Annotated in this window: 23 protein-coding genes; 16 read left to right on the plus strand and 7 right to left on the minus strand. The window is 64.6% G+C overall.

Annotated features, from left to right (window positions below):
* The first annotated feature begins 309 nt into the window (after positions 1-309).
* From rpsB to lpxB, 14 genes are all read left to right on the plus strand, one after another.
* Positions 310-1,182: a 30S ribosomal protein S2 gene (rpsB, locus tag E5162_RS03990; RefSeq protein ID WP_135943640.1), complete on the plus strand. Its 873-nt coding sequence runs from the start codon at positions 310-312 to the stop codon at positions 1,180-1,182.
* Between the two features lie 42 nt (positions 1,183-1,224).
* Positions 1,225-2,166 (plus strand): translation elongation factor Ts, encoded by a 942-nt coding sequence (gene tsf / locus E5162_RS03995; protein ID WP_135943641.1) that lies wholly within the window; start codon positions 1,225-1,227, stop codon positions 2,164-2,166.
* Between the two features lie 82 nt (positions 2,167-2,248).
* Positions 2,249-3,004 carry a UMP kinase gene (gene pyrH, locus E5162_RS04000; protein ID WP_135943642.1) on the plus strand — a complete coding sequence of 252 codons (756 nt, stop codon included), beginning with the start codon at positions 2,249-2,251 and terminating at the stop codon, positions 3,002-3,004.
* 42 nt (positions 3,005-3,046) lie between these two features.
* The gene (gene frr / locus E5162_RS04005) at positions 3,047-3,610 is read left to right on the plus strand and encodes a ribosome recycling factor (protein WP_135943643.1); all 564 of its coding nucleotides are present in this window, start codon (positions 3,047-3,049) and stop codon (positions 3,608-3,610) included.
* Positions 3,611-3,639: 29 nt separating this feature from the next.
* Entirely contained in the window at positions 3,640-4,380 is a 741-nt protein-coding gene (uppS, locus tag E5162_RS04010; RefSeq protein ID WP_135943644.1) for a polyprenyl diphosphate synthase, read from the plus strand.
* On the plus strand, positions 4,367-5,203 hold the full coding sequence (locus E5162_RS04015; RefSeq protein WP_135943645.1) for a phosphatidate cytidylyltransferase: 837 nt from the start codon (positions 4,367-4,369) through the stop codon (positions 5,201-5,203). The genes uppS and E5162_RS04015 overlap by 14 nt, the downstream gene beginning before the upstream one ends.
* Positions 5,203-6,384: a 1-deoxy-D-xylulose-5-phosphate reductoisomerase gene (dxr, locus tag E5162_RS04020; protein WP_135943646.1), complete on the plus strand. Its 1,182-nt coding sequence runs from the start codon at positions 5,203-5,205 to the stop codon at positions 6,382-6,384. Before E5162_RS04015 ends, dxr begins: the two co-directional genes overlap by 1 nt.
* Before the next feature lie 42 nt (positions 6,385-6,426).
* Positions 6,427-7,632, plus strand: coding sequence for a M50 family metallopeptidase (locus E5162_RS04025; protein WP_135943647.1), 1,206 nt, complete (start codon positions 6,427-6,429; stop codon positions 7,630-7,632).
* A 34-nt stretch (positions 7,633-7,666) separates the two neighbouring features.
* On the plus strand, positions 7,667-10,060 hold the full coding sequence (gene bamA / locus E5162_RS04030) for an outer membrane protein assembly factor BamA (RefSeq protein ID WP_135943648.1): 2,394 nt from the start codon (positions 7,667-7,669) through the stop codon (positions 10,058-10,060).
* A gap of 4 nt (positions 10,061-10,064) precedes the next feature.
* Positions 10,065-10,688, plus strand: coding sequence for an OmpH/Skp family outer membrane protein (locus E5162_RS04035; RefSeq protein ID WP_135943649.1), 624 nt, complete (start codon positions 10,065-10,067; stop codon positions 10,686-10,688).
* A gap of 9 nt (positions 10,689-10,697) precedes the next feature.
* Positions 10,698-11,726 carry a UDP-3-O-(3-hydroxymyristoyl)glucosamine N-acyltransferase gene (gene lpxD, locus E5162_RS04040; RefSeq protein ID WP_135943650.1) on the plus strand — a complete coding sequence of 343 codons (1,029 nt, stop codon included), beginning with the start codon at positions 10,698-10,700 and terminating at the stop codon, positions 11,724-11,726.
* A gap of 59 nt (positions 11,727-11,785) precedes the next feature.
* The gene (gene lpxA, locus E5162_RS04045; RefSeq protein WP_135943651.1) at positions 11,786-12,577 is read left to right on the plus strand and encodes an acyl-ACP--UDP-N-acetylglucosamine O-acyltransferase; all 792 of its coding nucleotides are present in this window, start codon (positions 11,786-11,788) and stop codon (positions 12,575-12,577) included.
* Between the two features lie 3 nt (positions 12,578-12,580).
* Positions 12,581-13,432, plus strand: a complete 852-nt coding sequence (locus E5162_RS04050) for an LpxI family protein (protein ID WP_135943652.1) — start codon at positions 12,581-12,583, stop codon at positions 13,430-13,432.
* Complete coding sequence (lpxB, locus tag E5162_RS04055) at positions 13,429-14,613, plus strand: lipid-A-disaccharide synthase (protein WP_135943653.1); 1,185 nt, start codon at positions 13,429-13,431, stop codon at positions 14,611-14,613. The genes E5162_RS04050 and lpxB overlap by 4 nt, the downstream gene beginning before the upstream one ends.
* 37 nt (positions 14,614-14,650) lie before the next feature.
* Here lpxB and gltA read toward each other — a convergent pair whose 3' ends face one another.
* Both gltA and gltX read right to left on the minus strand, forming a co-directional pair.
* A complete protein-coding gene (gene gltA, locus E5162_RS04060; RefSeq protein ID WP_135943654.1) occupies positions 14,651-15,955 on the minus strand; it encodes a citrate synthase in 1,305 nt (434 codons plus the stop codon).
* A 74-nt stretch (positions 15,956-16,029) separates the two neighbouring features.
* Positions 16,030-17,469 carry a glutamate--tRNA ligase gene (gltX, locus tag E5162_RS04065; protein ID WP_135943655.1) on the minus strand — a complete coding sequence of 480 codons (1,440 nt, stop codon included), beginning with the start codon at positions 17,467-17,469 and terminating at the stop codon, positions 16,030-16,032.
* Positions 17,470-17,531: 62 nt separating this feature from the next.
* Between gltX and E5162_RS04070 the strand changes: the two genes are divergently transcribed.
* A complete protein-coding gene (locus E5162_RS04070) occupies positions 17,532-19,679 on the plus strand; it encodes a ComEC/Rec2 family competence protein (protein WP_135943656.1) in 2,148 nt (715 codons plus the stop codon).
* 32 nt (positions 19,680-19,711) lie between these two features.
* On the opposite strand, the gene lexA is transcribed toward E5162_RS04070, so the two are convergent.
* From lexA to E5162_RS04090, 4 genes are all read right to left on the minus strand, one after another.
* Positions 19,712-20,386: a transcriptional repressor LexA gene (lexA, locus tag E5162_RS04075; protein WP_135943657.1), complete on the minus strand. Its 675-nt coding sequence runs from the start codon at positions 20,384-20,386 to the stop codon at positions 19,712-19,714.
* A 97-nt stretch (positions 20,387-20,483) separates the two neighbouring features.
* Positions 20,484-21,272 carry an indole-3-glycerol phosphate synthase TrpC gene (gene trpC / locus E5162_RS04080; RefSeq protein WP_135943658.1) on the minus strand — a complete coding sequence of 263 codons (789 nt, stop codon included), beginning with the start codon at positions 21,270-21,272 and terminating at the stop codon, positions 20,484-20,486.
* On the minus strand, positions 21,269-22,294 hold the full coding sequence (gene trpD / locus E5162_RS04085; protein WP_135943659.1) for an anthranilate phosphoribosyltransferase: 1,026 nt from the start codon (positions 22,292-22,294) through the stop codon (positions 21,269-21,271). Before trpD ends, trpC begins: the two co-directional genes overlap by 4 nt.
* Positions 22,291-22,878, minus strand: a complete 588-nt coding sequence (locus E5162_RS04090; protein WP_135943660.1) for an anthranilate synthase component II — start codon at positions 22,876-22,878, stop codon at positions 22,291-22,293. Before E5162_RS04090 ends, trpD begins: the two co-directional genes overlap by 4 nt.
* Positions 22,879-22,970: 92 nt before the next feature.
* On the opposite strand from E5162_RS04090, the gene E5162_RS04095 reads away from it, so the two are divergent.
* Complete coding sequence (locus E5162_RS04095; protein WP_135943661.1) at positions 22,971-23,915, plus strand: divergent polysaccharide deacetylase family protein; 945 nt, start codon at positions 22,971-22,973, stop codon at positions 23,913-23,915.
* Here the strand turns inward: E5162_RS04095 and trpE are convergent.
* Positions 23,912-25,423, minus strand: a complete 1,512-nt coding sequence (gene trpE / locus E5162_RS04100; RefSeq protein WP_135943662.1) for an anthranilate synthase component I — start codon at positions 25,421-25,423, stop codon at positions 23,912-23,914. The two genes, E5162_RS04095 and trpE, sit on opposite strands and share 4 nt — an antisense overlap.
* Between the last annotated feature and the right edge of the window lie 17 nt (positions 25,424-25,440).

The raw sequence follows: 25,440 nt of genomic DNA on the forward strand, positions 1-25,440 counted from the left end.
GATGGAAGCGAGCCTTGCTCCCGGCAGCCGGGCGGCGCGCGATGTTTTCAGGGTTTGCACCGGGGCAGGGTTGCTTTACGGCTTCGTCCGGTGGCGTGGCCGTTACATTCAATTGGACGCTAGGCTGCACAGCGCGTGAGTGAAAGCGGTTCGACGGCTTGCCGCAGAGCCGCGTAGCTCGTATAAGCGCGCGCGATTCCACACACGGGGCATCGGCGTGAATGGTTCACGTCGTTTTCCGGTGTTTCGGCCCGGCTTGCCGGTCCGCGACTCCGCCCTGTGGAGGCCAACCGGAAAAGGAAAAACGATATGGCCCTTCCCGAATTCTCCATGCGCCAGCTGCTCGAAGCCGGTGCGCACTTCGGTCACCAGACCCACCGCTGGAACCCGAAGATGAAGCCCTTCATCTTTGGCGAGCGTTCCAACATTCACATCATCGACCTGTCCCAGACCGTGCCGCTGCTGCACCAGGCTCTGGTCAAGGTACGTGAAGTTGCCGCCGGTGGTGGCCGCGTCCTGTTCGTCGGCACCAAGCGCCAGGCGTCCGAGCCGCTCGCACAGGCTGCGCAGCGCTGCGCCCAGTACTACATGAATCACCGCTGGCTCGGCGGCACGCTGACCAACTGGAAGACCATCTCCCATTCCATCGCGCGCCTGCGCGAACTGGAAGAGCTGCTGGACCGCGAAGGCGGCCCGCAGGGTCTGACCAAGAAAGAAATCCTGAACCTGACCCGTGAGCGCGAGAAGCTCGAGCGTTCGCTGGGCGGCATCAAGGAAATGGGCGGCACGCCGGACCTGATGTTCGTGATCGATACCAACAAGGAATCGATCGCCATCCAGGAAGCCAAGCGCCTGAACATTCCGGTCATCGCGATCGTCGATACCAATAGCGACCCGGATCCGATCGACTATCCGATCCCGGCCAATGACGATGCGGCGCGCGCCCTGGCGCTCTACTGCGACCTGATTGCCGATGCGGTGCTCGACGGCATCTCCGACAGCCAGGCGGCATTCGGCATGGATCTTGGCGAGTCCGAATCTCCGGTCGAACCGGCGCTGTCCAAGGAGGCCCCGGTCGAGGAAGCTCCGGCTGAGAAAACTCCGACGGAAGCCGCCCAGGCCGAAGCGTCCCCTGAAGGCGCAGCGTCTGAAAAAGCTCCGGCCGAAGACGCCAAGTCCTAATACGCGGCCGTCGTCGCATCTGAACAAACAGGAGACCTCCCCATGGCCCAGATCTCGGCCTCCCTGGTTAAAGAACTGCGTGACATGACCGGTGCAGGCATGATGGACGCCAAGAAAGCGCTGACGGAAACCGATGGCGACATCGAGGCTGCCGTCGACTGGCTGCGCAAGAAGGGTCTGTCCAAGGCCGCCAAGAAAGCCGATCGCGTGGCCGCCGAAGGCCTTGTTGCGGTGGCGTCGGCAAAGAGCGGCAAAGGCATGGCCGCCGCTGCGGTTGAAGTGAACGCCGAAACCGACTTCGTGGCGCGTAACGAGAAGTTCCAGACCGCCGTGCGCGAGATTGCCGAGCTGGCGATCGAAGCCGGCGAGGTCGGCAAGCTGTCGCAAGCCAAGACCGCTTCCGGTGCGAGTGTCACCGACGCCCTGACCAGCCTGATCGCCACGATCGGCGAGAACATGTCGCTGCGCCGCATGGCGGCCCTGAGCGTCGATGCGGGCGTTGTGGCGACCTATGTTCACAACGCGATGGCTGACAATATGGGCAAGATCGGCGTTCTGGTCGCGCTCCAGTCGGAAGGCGATGCCGGAAAGCTGGAAGAGCTTGGCCGCAAGATCGCGATGCACGTGGCGGCCGGTGCGCCGGCCGTTGCGCTCGCCTCGACGGTCGAGGATCTCGATCCCGCGGTCGTGAACAAGGAACGCGAAGTGTTCGCCGATCAGGCGCGCGCCTCGGGCAAGCCGGACAACATCATCGAGAAGATGGTGGAAGGCCGCCTGCGCAAGTTCTTCGAAGAAGTGGTTCTGCTCAAGCAACCCTTCGTCTTCGACCAGGACAAGTCGGTCGAGCAGGCGATCAAGGATGCGGAAGCCGATGTCGGCGCTCCGATCCAGTTCGCCGGTTTCGAGCGCATGGTGCTCGGTGAAGGCGTCGAGAAGAAAGAGGAAGACTTCGCCGCGGAAGTGGCTGCAGTTTCCAAATCCTAGGCTATGGTGCGCGGGCGTTGGCAGCGAGTCTGCCAGCGCCCGTAGTCTGTATGGTGGCGAGAAAAGTGCGGGGAACGACATCGTGAGCGACGACTCTGAGGACATTATCCGCCCCGTACCGTCCGGTCCCTATCGGCGGGTCCTGCTGAAGATTTCGGGCGAAGCCCTGATGGGCTCGCAAAATTACGGCATCGACATGGAGACCGCCGAGCGCATTGCCGGCGAAGTCGGCCAGGCGGTCAATGCCGGCTACGAGCTGTGCCTGGTCATCGGCGGCGGCAACATCTTCCGCGGGCTTTCGGCCGCGGCCAAGGGGATGGACCGGGCGGCAGCCGACTACATGGGCATGCTGGCCACGATCATGAACGCCCTGGCCATGCAGACTGCGCTCGAGCGCAGCGGCGTGCCCACGCGCGTGCAGTCGGCGATCCCGATGATGACGATCTGCGAGCCCTATATCCGGCGGCGCGCCATCCGGCACATGGAGAAAGGCCGCGTGGTCATTTTCGCGGCCGGGACGGGCAATCCGTTCTTCACCACCGACACCGCTGCGGCGTTGCGCGCGGCAGAGATGGGCTGCGAGGCCTTGTTCAAGGGCACGCAGGTGGACGGAGTCTACGACGACGATCCGCGCAAGAACCCCAATGCCAAGCGCTTCGAGAGCCTCGACTATATCGATGTGCTGGCCAAGGACCTGAAGGTCATGGACGCTTCGGCCGTGACTTTGATGCGCGACAACCAGATCCCCATCGTGGTGTTCAACATTCTTGAAACCGGCGGGCTTGCCAATGTGCTGGACGGCAAGGGTGTCTCGACGGTCGTGGGCAAACCGGCCTAGAACCGGGCCCGAGAGACAAGACAAGCGGGAAGGATATATTCGATGACGACAGCGAATTTCGATCTGAAAGACATCAAGCGGCGCATGGAAGGCGCGGTCGAGGCGCTCAAGAAGGAATTCTCCGGCCTGCGGACCGGCCGCGCCCATTCAAGCCTGCTGGATCCGATCAAGGTCGATGCCTACGGCTCTCTGACACCGATCTCCCAGGTTGGCACCGTGTCGACGCCGGATGCGCGCATGTTGTCGGTTCAGGTCTGGGACAAGTCGCTGGTCGGCGCCGTCGACAAGGCAATCCGCAACTCGTCTCTGGGACTGAATCCCGTAGTTGAGGGCACGCTGCTGCGCATCCCGATTCCGCCGCTCAACGAAGAGCGGCGCCAGGAACTGGCCAAGACGGCCGGCAATTATTCGGAGCAGGCGCGCGTCGCGGTCCGCAATGTGCGGCGCGACGGAATGGACGCGCTCAAGCGCGCGGAAAAGGATGGCGAGATCGGTGAGGACGAGCACAAGAAGCTCGCCGACCAGGTCCAGAAATCCACCGACGCGAGCATCGAACAAATCGACCAGCTTCTGAAGTCGAAGCAGGAAGAGATCATGCAAGTCTGACACCGGGTACCGGGTCAGGAGAGGCAGTCATGGCTGCGCACACGCAAGCCCCAGAGCCGCTTCCGCGCCACGTCGCCATCGTCATGGATGGCAATGGACGCTGGGCGGCCAAACGGGGCCGTCCGCGCGCTTTCGGTCACCGGGCGGGCGTCGAGGCCGTGCGCCGGGCCGTGCGTGCCGCCGGGGAGCTGGGCCTCACTCATCTGACGCTGTTCGGATTCTCGACCGAGAACTGGCGCCGGCCCGCCGAGGAGATCGACGCGCTGTTCGATCTCCTGCGCCGCTTCGTCCAGGCCGACCTCGACAAGCTGGACGCCGAAGGGGTGCGCGTGCGCATCCTCGGACGCCGGGACAATCTGAACGACGACATCCAGCAGATCGTGGAAAATGCCGAGGCGCAGACCCGGCATAATGACCGGTTCCATCTCGCGATCGCATTCAATTACGGCAGCCGGGACGAGCTGGTCAGAGCCGCGCGCAAGATGGCCGCCGCCGCAGCGGCCGGCGAGCTGGATCCCGCAAATCTCGACGAGGCCGGCTTCGGCCGGTTTCTGGATACGGCAGACCTTCCCGATGTCGATCTGGTCATCCGCACCAGCGGCGAGCAGCGGACCTCGAATTTTCTCCTGTGGCAGGCCGCTTACGCAGAATACGTGTTCATCGAGACGCTCTGGCCCGATTTCGACAAGAGTATACTTGCCGATTGCCTTGCCCAGTATGCATCGCGCGACAGGCGGTTTGGCGCCGTGAAACTGAATGACCCAGTCTGACCCGCAGGCGGCCTCGAAAGCCCGCGATCCCGTTCTGCTCAAACGCATCCTGTCGGCACTGATTCTGGCACCGGTCGCGCTCGCATGCGTGATCGCGGGTGGACAGGCCTTCTCGATCTTTATTGCCGCTTTCTCCGCCGCGATGGCGTGGGAGTGGATTCGCATGTCCGATGCCACCGCCCGGCCACGCGCCTTCGCGACGGCGACCGGCACGGCGGTGGGCGCGGCTCTGCTGGCCGCGCAAGGTACGCCGGCCTGGGCGGCTTTCTGGATTCTCGCCGGATCGGTCGGTGTCTTCATGGACCGCAGACCCCGAGGCGGAGCGACGATCTCGCTGCTCGGAGTGCTCTACGTGGCGGCAAGTACGGCGCTTCTCGTCGCAATGCGCTCGCAGCCCGAGACCGGGCTGATCAGCGTGCTTTATCTGCTGGCCGTGGTCTGGAGCGCGGATACCTTCGCGTATGTCGCGGGCACGTGGCTTGGCGGCCCCAAGCTTCTGCCGGTGGCAAGTCCCAACAAGACCTGGTCGGGTCTGGTCGCCGGCCTGATCTTCGGCGTGGCCGGGGGGACGCTTCTGGCGATGAGTTTTGAACTCGGCGCCGGACATGCCGCCCTTGTCGCGCTGCCCATCGCACTCGCGGCGGTGCTGGGCGATCTGGTGATGTCGTTGGCCAAGCGGCGTTTTGGGGTTAAGGATGCCGGCTCCGTCATCCCCGGCCATGGCGGTGTCCTGGACCGGGTCGATGCCTTGATGCTTGCCACGCTCGTGGCAGGAGGATTGATGCTCATGGCTCCCCAAGTCTGGCCTGTGGGCACACTGTGATGACACGCCAGGTGACCATTCTCGGATCGACGGGCTCGGTCGGACAGGCGACGCTTGACCTTCTAAGGCGCGCGCCGGAGGGCCAGTATTCGGTGACCGCCCTGACGGCGCACAGTAATCTCGACGCCTTGTGCGCGCAGGCGCGAGAGTTTCGTCCGCGTTTCGTCGCGATCGGTGACGAACGCCTTCATGGGGCGTTGAAGGCGGCACTCGCAGGTACCGGGATCGAGACCGGGGCGGGCGCCAAGGCTCTGTGCGAGGCGGCGGCCCTTGACGCGGACTGGACGATGGCCGCCATCGTGGGGGCTGCCGGCCTGCCACCGACGCTTGAAGCGGTACGCCGCGGCAAGACGGTTGCCTTCGCCAACAAGGAAGCCCTCGTATGCGCAGGGACGTTGTTCATGCGCACGGCCGCAGAGGCGGGCACGTGCCTGTTGCCAGTGGATTCCGAACACAACGCCATCTTCCAGGCCCTTGCCGGCCAGTCCATGGATCAGGTCCGGCGGATCATCCTGACCGCTTCGGGCGGCCCGTTCCGCCAATCCAGCCGCGACGCAATGGCGCGGGCGAGCCGGGAGGACGCGCTGGCGCACCCGACCTGGTCGATGGGCGCGAAAATCTCCATAGATTCCGCGACCATGATGAACAAGGGGCTCGAAATCATCGAAGCCTGCCACCTGTTCGATCTTCCGCCTGCGCGGGTCGATGTGCTGGTCCACCCGGAATCCATCGTGCACGGGCTGGTCGAATACGTGGACAGCGGACTTCTGGCCCAGATGGGCTCGCCGGACATGCGCATCCCGATCGCGCACGCGCTGGCGTGGCCTGAGCGCCTGGCGACTTCGGTCGAGCGGCTCGACCTCGCGGCCCTTGGCAGGCTGACGTTTCAGGCTCCCGATGAGGGCCGGTTTCCCGCCCTGAGCCTTGCCCGGCAGGCGATGGAAGAGGGGCAGGCGGCCTGCATTCTGCTCAATGCGGCGAACGAGATTGCCGTCGAGGCCTTCCTGAACGGTCAGATCGGCTTTCTTGACATTGCCGCTCGGGTTTCTGACGCTCTCGACTGGCTGGTTCACAGCCCGTTCAGCGGGCATCCGGTTTCCTCGTTCGAGGACGTGTTCGAGATTGATACTGCGGCCCGCGAGGAAACGCGCCGCCAGATCGGTCTTCAGGCTGCGGAGTAGGGGGCTCTCCGCGCTGCAAGGCGACAGGTGAGGGAAAACTGAATGTTCGAGACACTCTCTTCCGGCCTGTTGAGCCTGATCGCCTTCGTGGCCGTGATCTCCTTCGTGGTGGTGATCCACGAGCTGGGCCATTTCTGGGTCGGGCGCCGCTTTGGCGTTCACGCAGAGGTCTTCTCCATCGGATTCGGCCCGACGCTGGTGTCCTGGACCGACAAGAAAGGGACAGACTGGCGGATCGCGGCCCTGCCGCTGGGTGGCTATGTGCGGTTTCTGGGCGATGAGAACGCCGCCAGCGCGTCGGATGCCGAGACTCTGGACCGGCTGCGCAGCGACCATGAGTGCGCCGATCAGGTCTTTCATTTCAAGCCGGTCTGGCAACGCGCCCTGATCGTCGCCGCCGGACCCATTGCGAATTTCCTCCTGGCAATCCTGGTCTTTGCCGCGCTCGGCATGATGCGCGGTGAAGTCCGCATGGAGCCTCTGGTCGGCACGGTGCTCGAGGAGTCGCCAGCGGCCGAAGCCGGGTTCGAGCCCGGCGACCTGATCGTTTCGATTGAGGGCCGGCGCGTCGAAGGCTTCTTCGACGTGACGCAGGCCGTGTTCATGCGCGCCGGCGAACCGCTGGAAATCGTGATCGAACGTGACGGCGAACGCCGGACGCTGATCGCAACACCTGAGCGACGGGTTCTCGACGACCCTCTGGGCGGGCAACGCGCGCGCGGTGTTTTGGGCGTCAGCCTGTCGCCCGAGGCGCAGGTCACGACACAACGCTATTCCGTGCTGGAAGCGCCGATCTATGGCGTGAGACAGACCGCCGAGACGGTTGGCCAGATTCTTGACTACATGGGCAGGCTGATCACGGGACGCGCTTCGACCGAGTATCTCAACGGTCCGATCGGCATCGCCACGACGGCCGGACAGATCGCCAACATGGCCGTCGACGCGAATGGTACAGCCCAGGTTGAAGGGGCAGGGCCGAGCGGTGCCGACCGTCTGGTCAGACTTGCCGGGGGGCTGCTCGGGCTTTCCGCGCTTCTTTCCGTGGCGCTGGGATTGATGAATCTCCTGCCCATTCCGGTACTCGACGGCGGCCACCTGCTGTATTACGCCTACGAAGCCGTTGCGAAGCGTCCTCCCAGTCAGGCGATCCAGATGACCGGTTTCCGGTTGGGGCTTGCCCTCTTGCTTGGGATGATGCTTGTAGCGACCTGGAACGACATCAGTTATTTGCGCGATTTGTTTTCCTGATCGATCGCGTCGGGTGAGGGACCGGAAGACGCTTATGTTGAAATATTTCAATGGTCTTGGCGCAGCATTCGCGTCCGTGTTCCTGCTCGCCTCCGGCGCGCAGGCCCAGGAATCGACGCCGGCGCTGACCGAGACCGACGTCCCGGTTGCTACGCAGGCCCAGAGCGCCGAGCCGGACCGCCAGCAAATCCTGCAAATCCTGGTGGAAGGCAATCGCCGCGTCGAAGCGGATACGATCCTGTCCTATCTGTTGATTCAGCCCGGTGACGTGCCGGACCCCCGCCTGATCAACCTCTCCATCCAGACCCTGTTCCAGACCGGCCTGTTTTCAGACGTCCGCGTTGCGATCGATGGTCCCACGCTGGTTCTGTATGTGGAAGAGAACCCGATCGTGAACCGGGTGATCCTGGAGGGCAATCGCGCGATCGCCGACGACAAGATTACCGACGAGATCGAAATTCAACCGCGCGCCATCTTCACCCGAGCGCGCGCCCAGTCCGACGTTCAGCGCATTCTCGAAGTCTACCGCCGGTCGGGCCGCTTCGCGGCGCAGGTGACGCCAAAGATCGTCGAGCTCCCGCAGAATCGCCTGGACCTGGTCTTCGAGATTTCCGAAGGCCCGGTTACTGGCGTTCGCCGCATCAACCTGGTGGGCAACCGCGCATTCAGCGATTCCGAGCTGCGCGGCGAGATCGTGACGCGCGAAGCACGCTGGTGGCGTTTCTTCAGCTCGAACGACAATTACGACCCCGATCGCCTCGAATATGACCGCGAACAACTCCGGTCGTTTTACAACGACCGTGGCTATGCCGATTTTCGGGTGGTCTCCGCGATTGCCGAGCTGACGCCGGACCAGGAAGACTTCTTCATCACCTTCACCATGGATGAGGGAGAACGCTACAATTTCGGCGAGATCAGCGTCTCCACCGAAATCGCGGACCTTGACGAGGAATATCTGGCCCGCATCGTCGCGACCCAGCCCGACCAGCTCTATGTCGGCAGTCAGATCGAGGAGTCGATCGACACGCTGACCTTCGCGGCCGGTGCAGCCGGTTACGCCTTCGTGGACATTCGCCCGCGCGTCACGACCAACCGGGAAGATCAAACGGTCGATATCGAGTACGTTATCAACGAGACGCCGCGCGTCTATATCGAGCGCATCGACATTGTCGGCAATACGCGCACGCTCGACCGCGTGATCCGGCGCGAGTTGCAGATCGTGGAAGGCGATGCCTTCAACCAGGCGCTGCTCGACTATTCGCGCAACCGCGTCCGCTCGCTGGGCTTTTTCGAAGAGGTCGAAGTCGAGCCGATCCAGGGCAGCACGGCCGACCGCGCACAGGTGCGCGTCAACGTAACCGAACAGCCGACCGGTGAACTCGCCTTCGGGGCGGGCTTCTCCTCCACAGATTCCTTCCTGGTCGATTTCTCGATCTCCGAGCGCAATCTGCGAGGCCGCGGGCAGTTCCTGCGCCTGCGGGTTTCGGCCAGCTCGCGCCGTCAGCAGATCGATATCCGCTTCACCGAGCCTCGCTTCCTGGACCGCAATCTCGCGGCGGGTATCGATATCTTCCAGGTCAGGACCGATTTTTCGCAGGAAGCCTCCTTCGAAACCCAGTCGACCGGGTTTTCGCTTCGCGCCGGCTTCCCTCTGACACGCTCGGTATCGGGCAGCGTGAACTACACGCTGCGTAATGACGAGGTGAACACCTTCGGCGGTGTGTCGCCATCCATTCTCCGCGCGGAGGGCGCGCGTCTCACCTCGCTGCTGGGCTATTCGGTGTCCTGGGATCGCGTCGACAACAGGAATGAGCCGACCAATGGTTTCCGTGTCGCCTTCAATCAGGACATGGCCGGGTTTGGCGGCGACGTGCGATACGTCCGATCGGAGCTTCAGGCGGGCATCTACCGCAACGTCTTCCGGGACGATATCGTCTTCTCCGTTACTGGTGAGACGGGGCTTCTCCTCTCCTGGGGCGGCGATACGGCGCGGATCAATGACCGCTTCTTCAAGGGCGGCAATTCATTCCGCGGCTTTGAAACGGCCGGTATCGGGCCGCGCGTCGTTCAGCGCCAGACCGGCACGGACGAACTTGCGTCCGGGGATGCGCTGGGCGGTAACTTCTATGCCATCGGCGCAGCGGAACTCGCTTTCCCGCTTGGTCTGCCCGAACAATACGGCATCCGCGGCAGCATCTTCACAGAAGTGGGCACGCTTGGCCTTCTTCCTGACGAAGATCAGATCGAAGATCTCGGCGGGACCGCGGCCTACACCGTGGACCGCCTTGAACCGCGCGTGTCCGCAGGCGTGTCGATCTTCTGGGATTCGCCCTTCGGTCCGGTCCGATTCGACTTCGCAGAGGCGCTCGTGAAAGAAACCTACGATCGCTCCGAATTCTTCCGCTTCAGTACAAGAACAGGGTTCTAGTCCAATGCTGCGTACCTTCTCCAAACTTCTCAGCACGCCCGCGCGCCTGCTGCTTGCTTCGCTCGCTCTGGCTGGCGGTCTGGCCGGCGCGGCGTCAGCGCAAAACGTGCTGGTCATGAACGAGCAGCGTATTCTCGCCGAGAGCGCGGTCGGCCAGCATATCGCCACCCGCGTGGAGCAGATCGGCAACGAGATTGCGGCCGAGCTCACTCCCATTCGCGAGCAGATCCAGAGCGAGAGCGAAGCGCTCAACACCGAGACCTCCTCGCTGACCGAAGACGCCATCCAGCAGCGTCCCGACCTCGCCCAGCGCTTCCAGGCGCTGCAAGTCGAAGCGCAGCGCTTCGAGCAGACCCGCCAGGTTCGCCAGCGTGAACTGCAGGTCACACAGCGCCGTGCCATGGTGCCGGTGATGGAAGCGCTTGAGGAAATCCTGCAGGAAATCGTCAACGAGCGCGGCGCCGACATCCTGATCGATCGCGCCAACCTGGTTTTCGCCACGGAAGCGGTCGATATTTCCGATGCGGCCATCCAGCGCCTGAACTCGCGGATGACCACGACGCCGGTCAATCGTGTGCGCCTGTCGGTCAACGAGGCCGGCGAAGTGCAGATGACCGAAGACCAGTAGGTCCCGAACATGGCAGTCGATACGCGGTTCTACGAGCTTCTCGGCCCGCTTTCGGCTGACGACATTGCCTCGCTCGCCGGCGGTGAACTCGTCGGCGAGGGCGGGCGTGAGGTTCATCAGATCGCCGCACCGGCCAAGGCCGGTCGCGGCGATCTGTTTTTCCTGACCGATCCGAAAGCCGCCGATGCGGTCCAGGCGAGCGATGCCGTCATCCTTGTTTCCGACCCGCTTGTCGCGGAGCGTCTGGCGAGTGCGGGCAATAGTGCCGTGGTGACCTCCAGCCCGCGTGCGGCGCTGGCGCGGGCGGCACGTCACCTCATCCGGCCCAGGGAACATCTCGGCGAATCGCTGATCAGCGCCGATGCCGAGATCGACGGCTCCGCCCGGTTGTCGCCGGGCTGCATCATCGGACCAGGGGCGCGGATCGGTGCGGATGCGCGGATCGGGGCGGGCGCGGTTATCGGACCGGGCGTCGAAGTCGGCGCGTCCACGCGGATCGGTGCGCGCGCCGCGATCGGCTTCTCGCTCATCGGGGAGCGGTGCGAGATTTCGGCCGGAGCAATTCTGGGCGAGACCGGGTTCGGGCTCGCTTACGAGAATGGTGAAATGCTGACCCTGCCTCATGTCGGGCGGGTCATTCTGGACGACGAAATCACCCTTGGCGCCAACGTCACGATCGACCGCGGCATGTTCGACGACACGCATCTGAAGAAGGGTGTGCGCGTCGATAACCTCTCCCACATCGCCCACAATGTCGTGGTGGGCGAATATACGGTGATGGCAGCCTTCGCGGGCGTCTCCGGCAGCGTGCGCATCGGGCGCGGCGTCCAGTTCGGCGGCCGGGTCGGTGTTGCCGATCACCTTGAGGTCGGCGACCAGGCGCGCCTGGCGGCCGACTGCGCGATCATGCGCGATGTCCCGGCGGGGGAGACCTGGGCGGGGTCGCCAGCCCAGCCGATCCGCAACTTCATGCGTGAAACCGCCTGGATCCGCCGGGAAAGCGAGCGCGCGCGCAAGCGGCGAAGCAAGACCTCCTAGACACGGGCGGGCCACGCGCTTACCCAGCCGGTCCCCATCTTCCGATTGCCGGAGACATTATGAGCGCAACCATCCACCCCACCGCCGTTGTGGATCCGAAGGCACAGCTGGGCAGCGATGTCGAAATCGGCCCGTTCTGCGTCGTGGGCCCCGACGTAACCCTGAAAGACCGGGTCAAGTTGCACGCCCACGTGGTGATCGAGGGACGCACCGAGGTGGGCGAGGACTGCGTCTTCTACCCGTTCGCGGTGATCGGCGGCGCGCCGCAGGACTTCAAGTTCAAGGGCGGGGATGTGCGACTGGTAATCGGGGACCGTAATACCTTCCGCGAGCATTGTACCGCTCATATGGGAACCGAGGCAGGCGGCGGCCTGACACAGCTTGGTCACGACGGCTACTTCATGGTCGGCGCCCACATCGCGCACGACTGCCGGGTCGGCAATAATGTGTGGTTTGCCAATAACGCGACCCTGGGCGGAGAAGTCAGCGTCGGCGATTACTGTATCCTGGGGGGGCTTTCCGCCATCCACCAGCGATGCCGCGTCGGGCGCTACGCCTTTATTGGCGGCGGAGCCGCGGTGACCGGCGAAGTCATTCCGTACGGCATGGTAGACAATCTGGGCTGGCTCGCCGGACTGAACCTGGTGGGCTTGAAACGCCGCGGCTTCAGCCGGGACCTGATCCACGACCTGCGCGCCGCCTACCGGATGATATTCGCCACCGAAGGCAAGTTCACCGAGCGGGTCGAGGATGCGGCCCGTCTGTTCGGGGAGCGCAAGGAAGTGATGGAGATCATCGATTTCATCCAGTCGCCCTCTGCGCGTCCGCTCTGCGGACCGGAACAGCGCTAGGCCATGACGTGGCACCGGCTCGGGCTGATTGCCGGTGGGGGTGGCCTGCCCAAGGCCATCGCGAAGGCCTGCTCGCAAGACGAGCGTCTTGGTTGTGTCATCGCGCTTCAGGGTTTCGCCGATCCGGCTGACTTCCCCGGGGCGACCGTGCGAACGATCGCCCAGTTCGGGCATGCGATTTCTGACCTTCGCGAAGCGGGCTGCGACGCGGTATGCCTTGCCGGGGTCGTCAAGCGGCCGGATTTCTCGGCGCTGAAGCCCGATTGGGCGGGCGTGAAGCTGCTTCCGCGCGTGCTTTCGGCGGCGACCCGCGGAGACGATGCCCTTCTGCGAACCATCGTCGGCGCCTTCGAAGAAGCCGGTTTCACCGTGGTTGGAGCTCAGGAACTCACCGGCGGATTGCTTGCGGTCGAAGGTCCTGTGGGGCGGCTCGCGCTGAGCGAGGCCGATCGAGAGGACGCGCTCAAGGCCCTGGAAATCGCCGCGGCAACCGGATCGCTCGATATCGGACAGGGCGCAGTCGTCTGCGGCGGACTGGTCCTGGCGGTCGAAGCCCAGGAAGGCACGGACGAGATGCTCGCGCGGGTCGCGACGCTGCCTCCGAATATTCGCGGCCAGGCCGGGGCGCGCCGGGGCGTGCTGGCCAAGCGCCCCAAACCCACGCAGGAGTTGCGCGTCGACCTGCCCGTGATCGGCGTATCCACCGTCATCGGGGCCGCGCAGGCGGGGCTCGCGGGGATCGCGGTGATCGAGGGCGGGGCGCTGATCATCAACCCGGACGACGTCGCACGTGCGGCCGACGAGGCGGGCCTGTTCGTGGTCGTCCTGCCGAGAGACGAGGTCGAGACGCCATGAGCCGGACTGGTGCGCCGCGAATCTTCGTTGTGGCTGCAGAGCCGTCAGGTGACCTGCTGGCGGCCGATCTCGTCCGCTATCTACGCCGGCTCCGGCCCGACGTCGCGGTCGCCGGAGTGGGCGGAAAAGCGCTCGCCCGGGAAGGAATAAACTCTCAGATCGATACGGCAGACCTTTCGGTTCTGGGGATGTTTGACGGCTTCAAGATATTGAAGCTAGTTCATGAAAGAGCAGAAGAAACCGCCTTGGCGGCGAAGGAATTCGAGGCGGATGCCGCCATTCTGATCGACTCCTGGGGTTTCATGTTACGCGCGGCCTGGAAGCTGACCGAGCACGCCCCGGATACGCTCCGGATCAAGTATGTCGGGCCTCAAGTCTTCGCCACGCGGCCGGGGCGCGCGAAGGTGCTGGCCAGAACCGTGGATCATCTTCTGGGCATTCATCCGGTCGATCCCGACTATTTCGAGCCGGCCGGCCTGCCCACGACGTTCGTTGGCAATCCGGCCCTCGAGCGGATGAAGCCCGGTGACGGCGCGGCCTTCCGGAAGAAATACGGGCTGGCGGAGGACGAGCCGGTGCTGCTGGTTCTGTTCGGCAGCCGGCGAAGCGAGCTGGAACGGCTCTACGAGCCCTTTGCAGAGACCGTGGCGCGTGTGCGCAAGGACCGTCCCCGGGTGCGCGTCCTTACCGTGCTGTCTGACTCGATAGCGCAAGGTGTGCGAGACCGGATGGCCGACGACGAACGCATGCAGGATGCGGTCATCGCTGCGGAGGAGGACCGGGAGGACGCGTTTTCCGCGGCCGACCTGGCTCTGGCCTGCTCGGGGACCGTGACGCTGGAGCTCGCGTCTCTTGGCGTGCCCACGCTGGCGGCCTATCGCCTCGGCTGGGCCAGCTGGGCGCTGGCCCGCTTCGTGCTGATGCGGTCGAAATATATCAGCCTAGTCAATATCGCGGCGGACGAGATGCTGATCCCGGAATTCGTCCAGACGCGCTGCCGGCCGGCCGAGCTGGCCCCGGCGCTGATCGAGCTGCTTGAGTCGCCCGAGCGCCGCGCAGAGCTATCGCGTCGACTGGTCGCCCAGACACAGCTCATGCGGGGCGACGGCGGGTCGCCCGGCGAGACGGCGGCCCGGACAATCCTCGATCTGATCGAAACCAGAAAAAAACCGGCGGCCTGAAAGCCGCCGGTTCTTCTCTGTCGTCAGAAAGCGCCGCCTAGCGCTTGGTAATCGGCACGTAGTCGCGTGCAGTGTCGCCGGTGAAGACCTGACGGGGACGGCCGATTTTCTGGCTCGGATCCTCGATCATCTCCGACCATTGCGCGATCCAGCCGGTGGTCCGGGCCAGAGCGAACAGCACGGTGAACATCTCGGTCGGGAAGCCCATCGCCTTCAGGGTGATACCCGAATAGAAGTCGATATTGGGATACAGCTTCTTCTCGACGAAGTAGTCATCCTCCAGTGCGATCTTCTCAAGCTCCATGGCCACGGCGAGGAGCGGATCGTTCTTCACGCCGAGCTCGTCGAGCACGGCGTGGCAGGTCTCGCGCATCACCTTGGCGCGCGGATCGTAGTTCTTGTAGACGCGGTGACCGAAGCCCATCAGGCGGAACGGGTCGTCCTTGTCCTTGGCGCGCTTCACGTATTCGGGAATCTGGTCGACCGACCCGATCTCGCGAAGCATGTTGAGCGCCGCTTCGTTGGCACCGCCGTGAGCGGGCCCCCAGAGCGAGGCGATACCGGCGGCGATACAGGCAAACGGATTGGCCCCCGAGGAGCCGGCGAGCCGGACGGTCGAGGTCGAGGCGTTCTGCTCGTGATCGGCGTGCAGCGTGAAGATTTTGTCCATCGCACGGGCCAGCGTCGGCGAGGGCTCGTAGTCCTCGGCCGGGACCGCAAAGCACATGCGCAGGAAGTTGGAGGCGTAGTCGAGGTCGTTGCGCGGCGAGATGAAGGGCTGGCCGACCGAGTATTTGTAGGCGCGTGCTGCGATCGTCGGCATCTTCGCGATCATGCGGTGCGCGCTGATCATGCGGGCTTCAGGATCGTTCACATCGGTGCTGTCGTGGTAGAAGGCCGCCAGGGCGCCGACCGTGCCAACCATGATCGCCATCGGGTGCGCGTCGCGGCGGAAGCCGCGGAAGAACTGGTCGATCTGATCGTGCAGCATGGTGTGCCGGCGGATCGTCCAGTCGAAGTCTTCAAGCTGTTGGGCGGTCGGCAGTTCGCCGTTCAGCAGGAGATAGGCCACCTCGACGAAGCTCGCATTGTCGGCCAGCTGATCGATCGGATAACCCCGGTAGAGCAGGGTGCCTTCGCCGCCGTCGATATAGGTGATCTGGCTTTCGCAGCTCGCTGTGGAGGTGAAGCCCGGATCGAAGGTGAAAACCCCGGCATTTTTGTACAACGTACGAATATCGATGACGTCCGGACCGACGGTACCGCCCAAAATCGGCAGGTCGATCGTCTTCCCGTTAATCGTCAGCTGGGCAGTGCCTTTTTCCTTGGCTTTGTTTTCCATCTCTCCAACCCCTTTTTCTGGCGCAGTTTGTTGCGGCGATTGGCCCTTCAGATAGGTTTGAAGGGCGTGGTTTTCTATAGCTGATCGTCGAGCCTGGACAGCGTCTCCTCGCGTCCCAGGACGGCAAGCACGAAACTCATATCCGGCGCCGGTGCTCCACCGGTCACTGCAGCGCGCAGCGGCATGCCGACCTTGCCGAATCCGACCGCTTCTTCCTCGGCAAAGCTCTTCAGACGGGCGTCCAGCCCCGCTTCACTCCAGTCGGCCTGGCCGGCGAGAACATCGCGCAGCCGGGACAGGCGCTCGCGTGCCTCGTCGTTCAGCGCTTTGGCCTGCTTTCCTTCAAGCTTGAAGGGACGCGGGCGCAAGAGAAACGCGGTCTGATCCTCGATCTCGGCCAGCGTCTTGGCGCGATCCTTGATCGTGCCCATGGCCTTGAAGACCCAGGCGCGTGCCGTGTCATCGGTACGCAGGTCTTCACGCCCCGCGATAGCATCCCAGAACAGATCGGTCAGGCGCGCATCGTCAGCCCGCTTCATGTGGAAGGCGTTCACGCTGGCCATCTTGTCGAAGTCGAGCCGGGCGGGAGCCTTGTTCAATCCGTCGAGATCGAAAGCTTCGACCATCTCCTCGTCGGTGAAGAGTTCCTGGTCACCCTTGGCCCAGCCCAGGCGAAGCAGATAGTTGCGCAGGCCCTCGGGCAGATAGCCCATGTCCCTGTAGGCTTCGACGCCGAGCGCGCCGTGACGCTTGGAAAGCTTCTTGCCGTCTGGCCCGTGGATGAGCGGGATATGCGCGAAAACCGGCACATCCCAGCCCAGCGCGCGATAGATTTGCGTCTGGCGCGCGGCATTGGTCAGGTGGTCGTCGCCGCGGATGATATGCGTTACGCCCATATCGTGGTCATCGACCACAACCGCGAGATTGTAGGTCGGCGCGCCATCGTTGCGCAGAAGGATGAGATCGTCGAACTCCTTGGCGGCCCAACTGACATTGCCCTGGACGGCATCCTCGATCTCGACGCCGTCCTCCGGTGCGCGAAAGCGAACAACGAAGGCGGCCCCGTCAGGCGCCTGCGACGGATCGCGGTCGCGCCAGGGAGAGCGCAGGGCCCGGCCTTCCGCGAAGGCCGCCTCCCGCAGGCTCTCGACCTCTTCGGGCGTGCAGTAACACTTGAATGCCTTGCCAGTCTGCAGCAGCTCGGTCGCCACGGCACGGTGGCGGTCTGCGCGTTCGAACTGGGAAACGACGTCTCCGTCCCAGTTCAGGCCCAGCCAGGCAAGCCCTTCCAGAATGGCCTCGACGGCTTCGTCGGTAGACCGGGCGCGGTCCGTGTCCTCGATCCTCAGTTTGAACTGGCCGCCGTGGTGGCGGGCAAACAAGGAACAGAACAATGCGGTGCGCGCCCCGCCAATGTGGAGAAAGCCGGTGGGCGAGGGGGCGAAACGGGTAATGACCTGAGTTGAATTCTGCACGTGCGAAATCTTGCTGCGCTGCGAGGTGGGCGCGATCATTAGCACGCCGGCCTCAAAAAGAGATAGTCTTCCAGTGAACTCTTTTGCGGGCAGGGCGCGCAATGACCCTTCTTCAGGTGGTGGACCGGGCCGTGACGCCCATGCGGTGTCGCACGCGGCGCGCTCTGCTCGGTTGGGCAAAAACCGCCTTTGATGCACCCGATCCACGCCGTCTCATCCTGTGGGCGCCGGTGGCAATCGGCGCCGGCGCGGCAGCCTATTTCGCGCTTCGAAGCGAGCCACCGCCCCAGACACCGGGGCTGGCGGTTGTGATCGCGATCCTGATCACGGTGTTGGCCGCACGCATGCACCGCCACCCGCGCGGTCTGGTTGCACTCATTCTTCTCGCATTGACGCTCACCGGGTTCGCGCTGGCTCAATGGCACGCGCAGAGCTTTGCGTCCGGCGCCGACCACGGCCGGGAACGCGCACACGTTCTGGAGGGATGGATTGAGCGCGTCGAGCGATCGGGCACACGCGAGCGGCTCATTCTTCGCGTCACCGACATGGAGAGTAGCGAGACGCCGCCCCACCGGGTTCGCATCCGGACCCGGCTGGGGGAGCTGGAACCCGGTGACCTAGTCCGCGTCAATGCCGTGCTGGCTCCACCGGGAGGCCCGGCTGCCCCGGGCGGTTACGATCCGGCTCGTGCCGCCTGGTTCGACGCGATCGGCCTTACAGGGTTTGCGATTGCTCCACCTGAAGCGATCCTGTCGGGCGAGACGAGCGACCGGGCTGTGCGCGATTTCGTGCGATGGCGCTGGCGCCTCGCCGAGCGCATCCGCGATGTGGGCGGCGAGGACACGGGCGGTCTGGCGGCAGCGCTCCTGACCGGCGACAGATCGGGTGTCTCGTCGGCACAGGCAGACGCCCTGCGGGTGTCAGGCCTTGGACATATCCTCGCCATTTCGGGACTGCACATGGCGTTGGTGGCCGGCGGGATCTATTTTGCGGCGCGGTTCGCTTTCGCAGCCATCGTGCCGTTTGCCAGAGCCTACGATCCACGCAAACCCGCGGCGCTGATCGCGCTCACAGCCGCGCTCGCCTACCTCGTCGTTTCGGGCGCATCGGTTTCCACACAGCGGGCCTTCATCATGACCGCCGTGGTTCTGTTCGGCGTCATGCTCGACCGGCGCGCCTTTTCCTTCCGGTCCCTTTCCCTTGCGGCGCTCATTATCTTGGTGATGGCACCGGAAAGCGTGATCGAACCGGGTTTCCAGATGAGTTTCGCTGCGGTGGCGGCCTTGATCGCGGTCTTTGATTTGTGGACGCGGCTGCGCCGGGCGCCGATGCAGCCACCCGGCTGGGTAGCGCGCGCCTGGAACGGATTTGCGGGACTTGCCGCCACATCCCTGATCGCCGGCATGGCGACCGGCGCCTTCGCGGCCTTCCACTTCCAACGCCTGGCGGCATACGGCTTCCTGGCCAATCTGGCCGCGATGCCGGTCTTCACCTTCTGGGTGATGCCTTGGGGCGTGGCGTCGCTCTTGCTGATGCCGGTCGGACTGGAAGCCGGTCCGCTTGCACTGATGGACGCCGGACTCCGCGTCGTGATGTGGGTGGCCAACGCCGCTGCGACGCGCGAGGGCGCTGCAGTCGCGGTCAGCGCGGCGCCTGGCCTGACGGTGGCGCTCTACGGTCTCGGGTTCGCGCTCCTGACCATAGGCCGTGGCGCGGTTCGGCCCACTGGTGCTGTGCTGATCGCGGCCGGATTCTCGGTCTGGAGCAGTGCAACGGCACCCGACATGCTGATCACGGAAAGCGGCGCGGCAATCGCGCGCTACGCGCCGGAAAACCCCGACGCCGAGGGCGAGGACAGGCAATGGCAGACCAATGACCGGCGGCGAGGGCGGTTCGATGCGCGCGTGTTTCTTCAGCGTGTCGGCGAAACCAATACCGCGCCGGCGGGAGCGGATTTGCGCTGTGACGCTCTTGGCTGCACGGGCCAGACCGTGGACGGGCTGGTCCTGGCCTTTCCGGACAGTGCACAGGCGCTGGAAGACGATTGCGCGCGCGCCGATATCATCGTGATCGATGTGGCCGTCTCACCGTGGCTGACGCGGCGTTGCGCGGCACTCGTTCTCGACAGCCGCGAACGCTCGCGCCTGGGCTCGACCGAATTCTGGGTCCGCGACGGTCAGGTCATCCGCTTTCAGGGCGCAAATACGGCGCGGGGCTTACGTCCCTGGACGCCGCGGCCGGACGGCTAGCCTCCCGGCCCGAGCGCCCGGCATTCAAGGCTCTAGTGATAACGACGGATCAAGCCGACGAGCCGGCCCTGCACGCGAACGCGGTCCGGACCGAAAATACGCGTTTCATACGCCGGGTTCGCCGCCTCAAGCGCAATGGAATTGCCCTTCTTGCGAAGGCGTTTGAGCGTCGCTTCCTGATCGTCCACTAGCGCCACGACGATCTCGCCGCTGCCGGCGGTATCGCACCGCCGGATCACCACGACATCGCCGTCGAGAATGCCGGCGTCGATCATCGAATCGCCGCTGACCTCAAGCGCGAAGTGCTCGCCTCCCGAAAGCATGTCGGGAGGGACGGGGAGGCGATCGGTTTCGTGTTGAATCGCTTCGATCGGCACACCAGCCGCAATACGTCCCAGAACGGGGACTTCCGAGGTCTGACTGCCGCGGTCCGATCGTCCGAAATCGGCCTGAACCACGTTGCCGGGTGCAGTGTCGGGACGGGACCCGGTCATTTCCGGCATTTTGAGAACTTCGAGGGCGCGCGCACGGTGGGGGAGCCGGCGAATGAAGCCGCGTTCCTCCAGCGCGCTCACCAGACGGTGAACGCCGGATTTCGAAGCCAGATTAAGAGCTTCCTTCATTTCGTCGAACGAGGGCGAGACACCATCGCGGCTCAAACGCTTATGGATGAAAACCAAAAGCTCGTGCTGCTTCTTGGTGAGCATGGACGTCCCCCTGCGGCTGGAACAAAAGCGGAAGTTATGCCGAATGTTCTATGCCTGTTCCATGCAGGCGTCAAGCCGCGTGGCGGACGCGGGAGGGCTAGCCGAGGAGTCGGCGAGTCGCTTGGGTGACGTCGTCCTGCCGCATAAGGCTTTCACCGACCAGAAGCGCCCGCGCCCCGGCCGAGGCGACCCGCGAGACATCGTCCGGCGTGAAGATGCCGCTCTCGGCCACCAAGAGGGCCTGCGTCGGCGCGTGCGGCGCGAGCGATTCGAATGTCTCCAGACGCGTCTCGAAGGTGCGCAGATTGCGGTTGTTCACGCCCACCAGAGTGGCGCCGAGCTGATTGGCGCGTTCCATTTCCGCGCGGTCGTGAACCTCGACAAGCGCGTCCATGCCCCATCTGGCGGCCTCATCCATAAGGGTGCGCGCCGTGTCATCGTCGACCGCGGACAGGATGACGAGAATGCAATCGGCCCCGAGCGCGCGCGATTCGGCGATCTGCCAGCGCGTGTACATGAAGTCCTTGCGCAGGACCGGCAGGGAGACAGCGTCTCGCGCGGCCTGGAGGTAGGCATCCTCGCCCTGGAAGCTGGGCGTATCCGTCAGCACAGAGAGACAGGTCGCACCGCCGGCCTGATAGGCTCTGGCAAGTGCGGGCGGATCGAAGTCCTCGCGGATCAAACCCTTGGACGGACTTGCCTTCTTGATTTCGGCAATCAGCGCGGGGCGGCCGTTGCGCGAGGCGGATTCAAGGGCCGAGGCGAAGCCGCGAACCGGCGGCGCCAGCTCTGCAGCGGTGCAGACGGCATCAAACGGACGATCGGTCTCGCGGTTGCGGACATCCTCGCGCTTGTACGCTTCGATTCGTGCCAGCACATCGCTCATCGGTATTCCTCGTGGGTCACGTCACTTAGCGTCTGCAGAGCGCTCCTCGCTTGGCCCTCATCGATCGAGCGCGCAGCCAGCGCAGCTCCCTCGGCCAGGCTCTCTGCTTTCCCGGCGAGAATCAGCGCAGCCGCCGCGTTCAGCAGCACGATATCGCGATAGGCCCCGGTCTCGCCATCGAGCAGACGGCGCAGCGCCTGGGCATTGTGCTGAGGATCGCCGCCTTTGAGCTCATCGAGCGAGGCCCGTCTCAGGCCGGCATCCTCAGGGGTCACTGTGAACCGGCGTATCTGCCCTTTCGGCGTGAGTTCGGCCACAAGGCTTTCACCTGTTGTGGTCAATTCGTCGAGCCCGTCGCTGCCGTGCACGATCCAGGCACGCTCGGCGCCGAGTCCGCGCAGAGCTTCGGCCATGGGCTCCAGCCAGCGTTCATCGAAAACGCCGAGGAGCTGACGCCTCGCGCCGGCCGGATTGGACAACGGACCCAGCAGATTAAAGATAGTACGTACTGCAAGTGTCTTGCGGGCCGGTCCGACATGGCGCACGGCACCGTGATGGGCCTGCGCGAAGAGGAAGCCGACCCGGGCCTCGCGTAGGGCCTTCTCCACCGATGGCACCGAGGCGAAGATATTCACGCCGATAGCTTCGAGGACCTCCGCCGAGCCGGATTTGGAGGATGCCGCCTTGTTGCCGTGCTTGGCGACTGTGGCGCCGGCGCCCGCTGCGACGAGAGCGGCCGCAGTCGAGATGTTCCAGGTGCCGCGCGCATCGCCGCCCGTTCCGCAGGTGTCGATGGCGCCTTCAGGCGCGTGCACGGGCGTCATGCGTGACCGCATAGCCTCGGCGCCAACGATCAGCGCTTCGGGTGTCTCTCCGACGGCAGCAAGCCCGATCAGCAAACCGCCTATCTCGACTGGATCGGCCTCACCGTCCATCAGAGCATTGAAGGCTGCCTCCAGGGCAGACCGGTCCGGCGCGCGGCCGGCGGCCAGGGCCTGTATGGCGGGAGACAGCCGGCTCATGCCGGAATGGCGGCCGGTAGCCCGGCAAGCGTCAGGAAATTGGCCAGAATCTGGTGGCCGCTCTGCGAGGCGATGCTCTCGGGATGGAATTGAACCCCGTGGATCGGCCGCGTCGGGTGAGACAGCCCCATGATCTCGCCGTCGGCCGTACGCGCGGTCACCTTGAGAGGACTGTCGGCAGACAGTTCGACCGCGAGGGAGTGGTAGCGCGTGCCCAGGAGCGGACGAGGGAGTTCATGGAACACGCCGGCACCCTCGTGCTCGATTTCGCTGGTCTTGCCGTGCATGATTTCACGCGCCTGGACGACCTTGCCGCCAAAGACCTGCCCGATCGCCTGATGGCCGAGGCACACACCGAATATTGGCAGTGTTTCCGGGGCGTTGCGGATCAGATCGAGGCAGATCCCGGCGCGGTCAGGATCGCAGGGACCCGGCGAGATCACCACCGCGGACGGCGACATGGCAAAGGCCTCGTTAACGCTGATCGCGTCATTACGAACCACCCGCACCTGGCTTCCCAACTGCTGGAAATAATGGACCAGGTTGAAGGTGAAGCTGTCGTAATTGTCGATAAGCAGGAGCATGAGACGTGGCCGACCCTTCCAGTGAACGAGGGGCGAAGTTAGGCGAGGCGCCGCCCCGCGCCAAGCTGGCCGACTCACGCTATGCAGCGTTCATGACTCAGACCGCTGCCTTTGCGCCACATCTGGGCGCGGCAATCGCCGCGGGCCTCCTGATCTGTTCCGGCCTGGCCTTCCAGGCCGGCGCGGAGGGCGCGGTCATGCGGCTAGAAGACAGCCTGGGCGGCCTTGCTGTGTCTGGTGATGCGCAAACGGCGACAAGCTCAGTCGCGCGAATTGCTAATCGCGAAATAGTACCGATACCTACCGAATGTACTTCGAGTTTCGATGGAACTGTGACGACAGTTCAGGATGCCGGGGATGGGCTTTCCCAGCCACCGACGCTGGCGATCATCATTGACGATGTGGGCCTCGACCGTACCTCAACCGAACGTCTGCTGGCGCTTGATATCCCACTGACACTCGCCTTCCTGCCCTATGCAGACGCGACCCCGGAGCTGGCATTGGCGGCTCGGGCGGCGGGAAAGGATGTTTTCCTTCATCTGCCCATGGAGCCGGTTGGTCTGGACGATCCTGGGCCGCATGCGCTGGCGCGCCATCTGACAGCCGACCAGATTGGCGAACGGGTCCGCTGGGCGCTGGCCCGCGTGCCGGGCGCAACCGGATTCAACAACCATATGGGCAGCCGGCTGACTTCGGACGCCGGGGCCATGGATGCGCTCTTTGCGCCGCTTTCGGGGCAGGGTCTGGTTTTTGTGGACTCTCTCACCAGCAGTGAAAGCGTGGCCGGCGACCGGGCTGCGCAAGCCGGGCTGAGAGCCTATCGCCGAGATGTCTTCCTCGACCATGAGATCGACGAAGAAGCAATCGATTCAGCGCTTTCGGACGCACTTTCCCGCGCGCGCGAGACCGGGTCGGCGATTGCCATCGGCCATCCGCACAGCCTGACCCTTGCTGCCCTGGAAGGGCTGGGCGCCCGCGCCGCCCGCGAGGGGGTTCAGCTGGTGACCATCCGCGATCTGGCGGCCCGGGAGAGTTAGGCGAAGCGCCAGGCTTCCGCAGCGGCCCGGAACAGGGCACGGGCCTTGTTGACCGATTCCTGACGCTCGAGTTCGGGATCGGAGTCCAGCACGACGCCGCCGCCTGCCTGCACATGCATCTGGCCGTTCTTCACGATGGCCGTCCGCAAGGCGATGCAGGTGTCGAGACCGCCGCCCGCGCCGAAATACCCCACTGCGCCGGCATAAATGCCGCGGCGGTGGGGCTCCAGTTCATCAATGATTTCCATCGCCCGGACCTTGGGGGCGCCAGAAACCGTACCTGCGGGGAAGCCGGCAAAGAGGGCAGAAACCGCATCCTCGCCGTCGGCCAAGCGGCCTTCGACATTGGAAACCAGGTGCATGACCTGACTGTATCTCTCGATTATCTCCCTGTCGGTAACCGTTACCGAACCAGGAAGGCAGACGCGGCCCACGTCATTTCTCCCGAGATCCAACAGCATCAGATGTTCGGCCCGCTCCTTGGGGTCGGCGAGCAGGTCGCGCTCGTAGCGCGCATCGCTTTCCGGGGTCGAACCGCGCGGACGGGTCCCGGCGATCGGGCGCATGGTGACGATCCCGTCGCGCAGTCGGACCAGGATTTCCGGGCTGGACCCCACGATCTGGAAATTGCCCAGATCGAAGTAGTAGAGGAACGGCGAGGGGTTGGTCCGGCGCAGCGACCGGTAGAGCGCAAAGGGCGGCAGGGTGTATGGCGCCGAGAAGCGCTGGCTCGGCACGACCTGGAAGATATCCCCGGCGCGGATGTAGTCGCGCGCACGCTGGACGCGCTCGTGAAACGCGGCGTCGGAGGTGTTCGACTGCGCGTCCGGCTCTTCGTCGCGGCGTTCGCCTTGGCGGTGGCCGGGCGAAGGGGAGTCCAGACGGTCGAACACCGCCTCGATGCGCCGGGTCGCCGCCTCGATGGACTCCTCCGGCGACACACCGTCGCGCGGCCGGATCGGCGCGGCGGCCATGATTTCCTGCGCGAGCGCATCGAACACGACCATGACGCGCGGCCGCATCAGCGTGGCTTCGGGCGTCTGCAGCGGATCGGGATCGGCGTGACCGGGCAGGGTTTCGACATGGCGCACCATGTCGTAGCCGAGATAACCGAACAGCCCGGCCGAGAGCGGGGCCAGCCCGCTCGGCATGTCCAGCCGGGATTCGTCGATGAGCGCCTTGAGCGAGTCCAGCACGGGGACGTCCTGAGCGACGAATTCGTAGGGCTGCTGACCGGGCGCGGGGGCCCGGGCAATCTCGGCCTTACCGTCCCGGCAGCGCCAGATCAGGTCCGGATCGATCCCGATGGCCGAGTAGCGGCCGCGATAGGCGCCGCCCTCGACGCTTTCCAGCAAGAAGCTGTTCGTACCGGCGCCGGCACCCGCCAGCTTGAGGTATGCGGAGACCGGCGTCTCCAGATCGTCCACGCGGCGCGCGGTCAGCAGGACCGGCTTGCCCTGGGCGAGAAGGCTGCGCGCCGTGGCCAGGTCAGGCGTGAATGCGGACATGAGGCGTGGTTCCGCGC

Origin of the sequence: Marinicauda pacifica (assembly GCF_004793635.1) — a bacterium.
GTDB lineage: Bacteria > Pseudomonadota > Alphaproteobacteria > Caulobacterales > Maricaulaceae > Marinicauda > Marinicauda pacifica.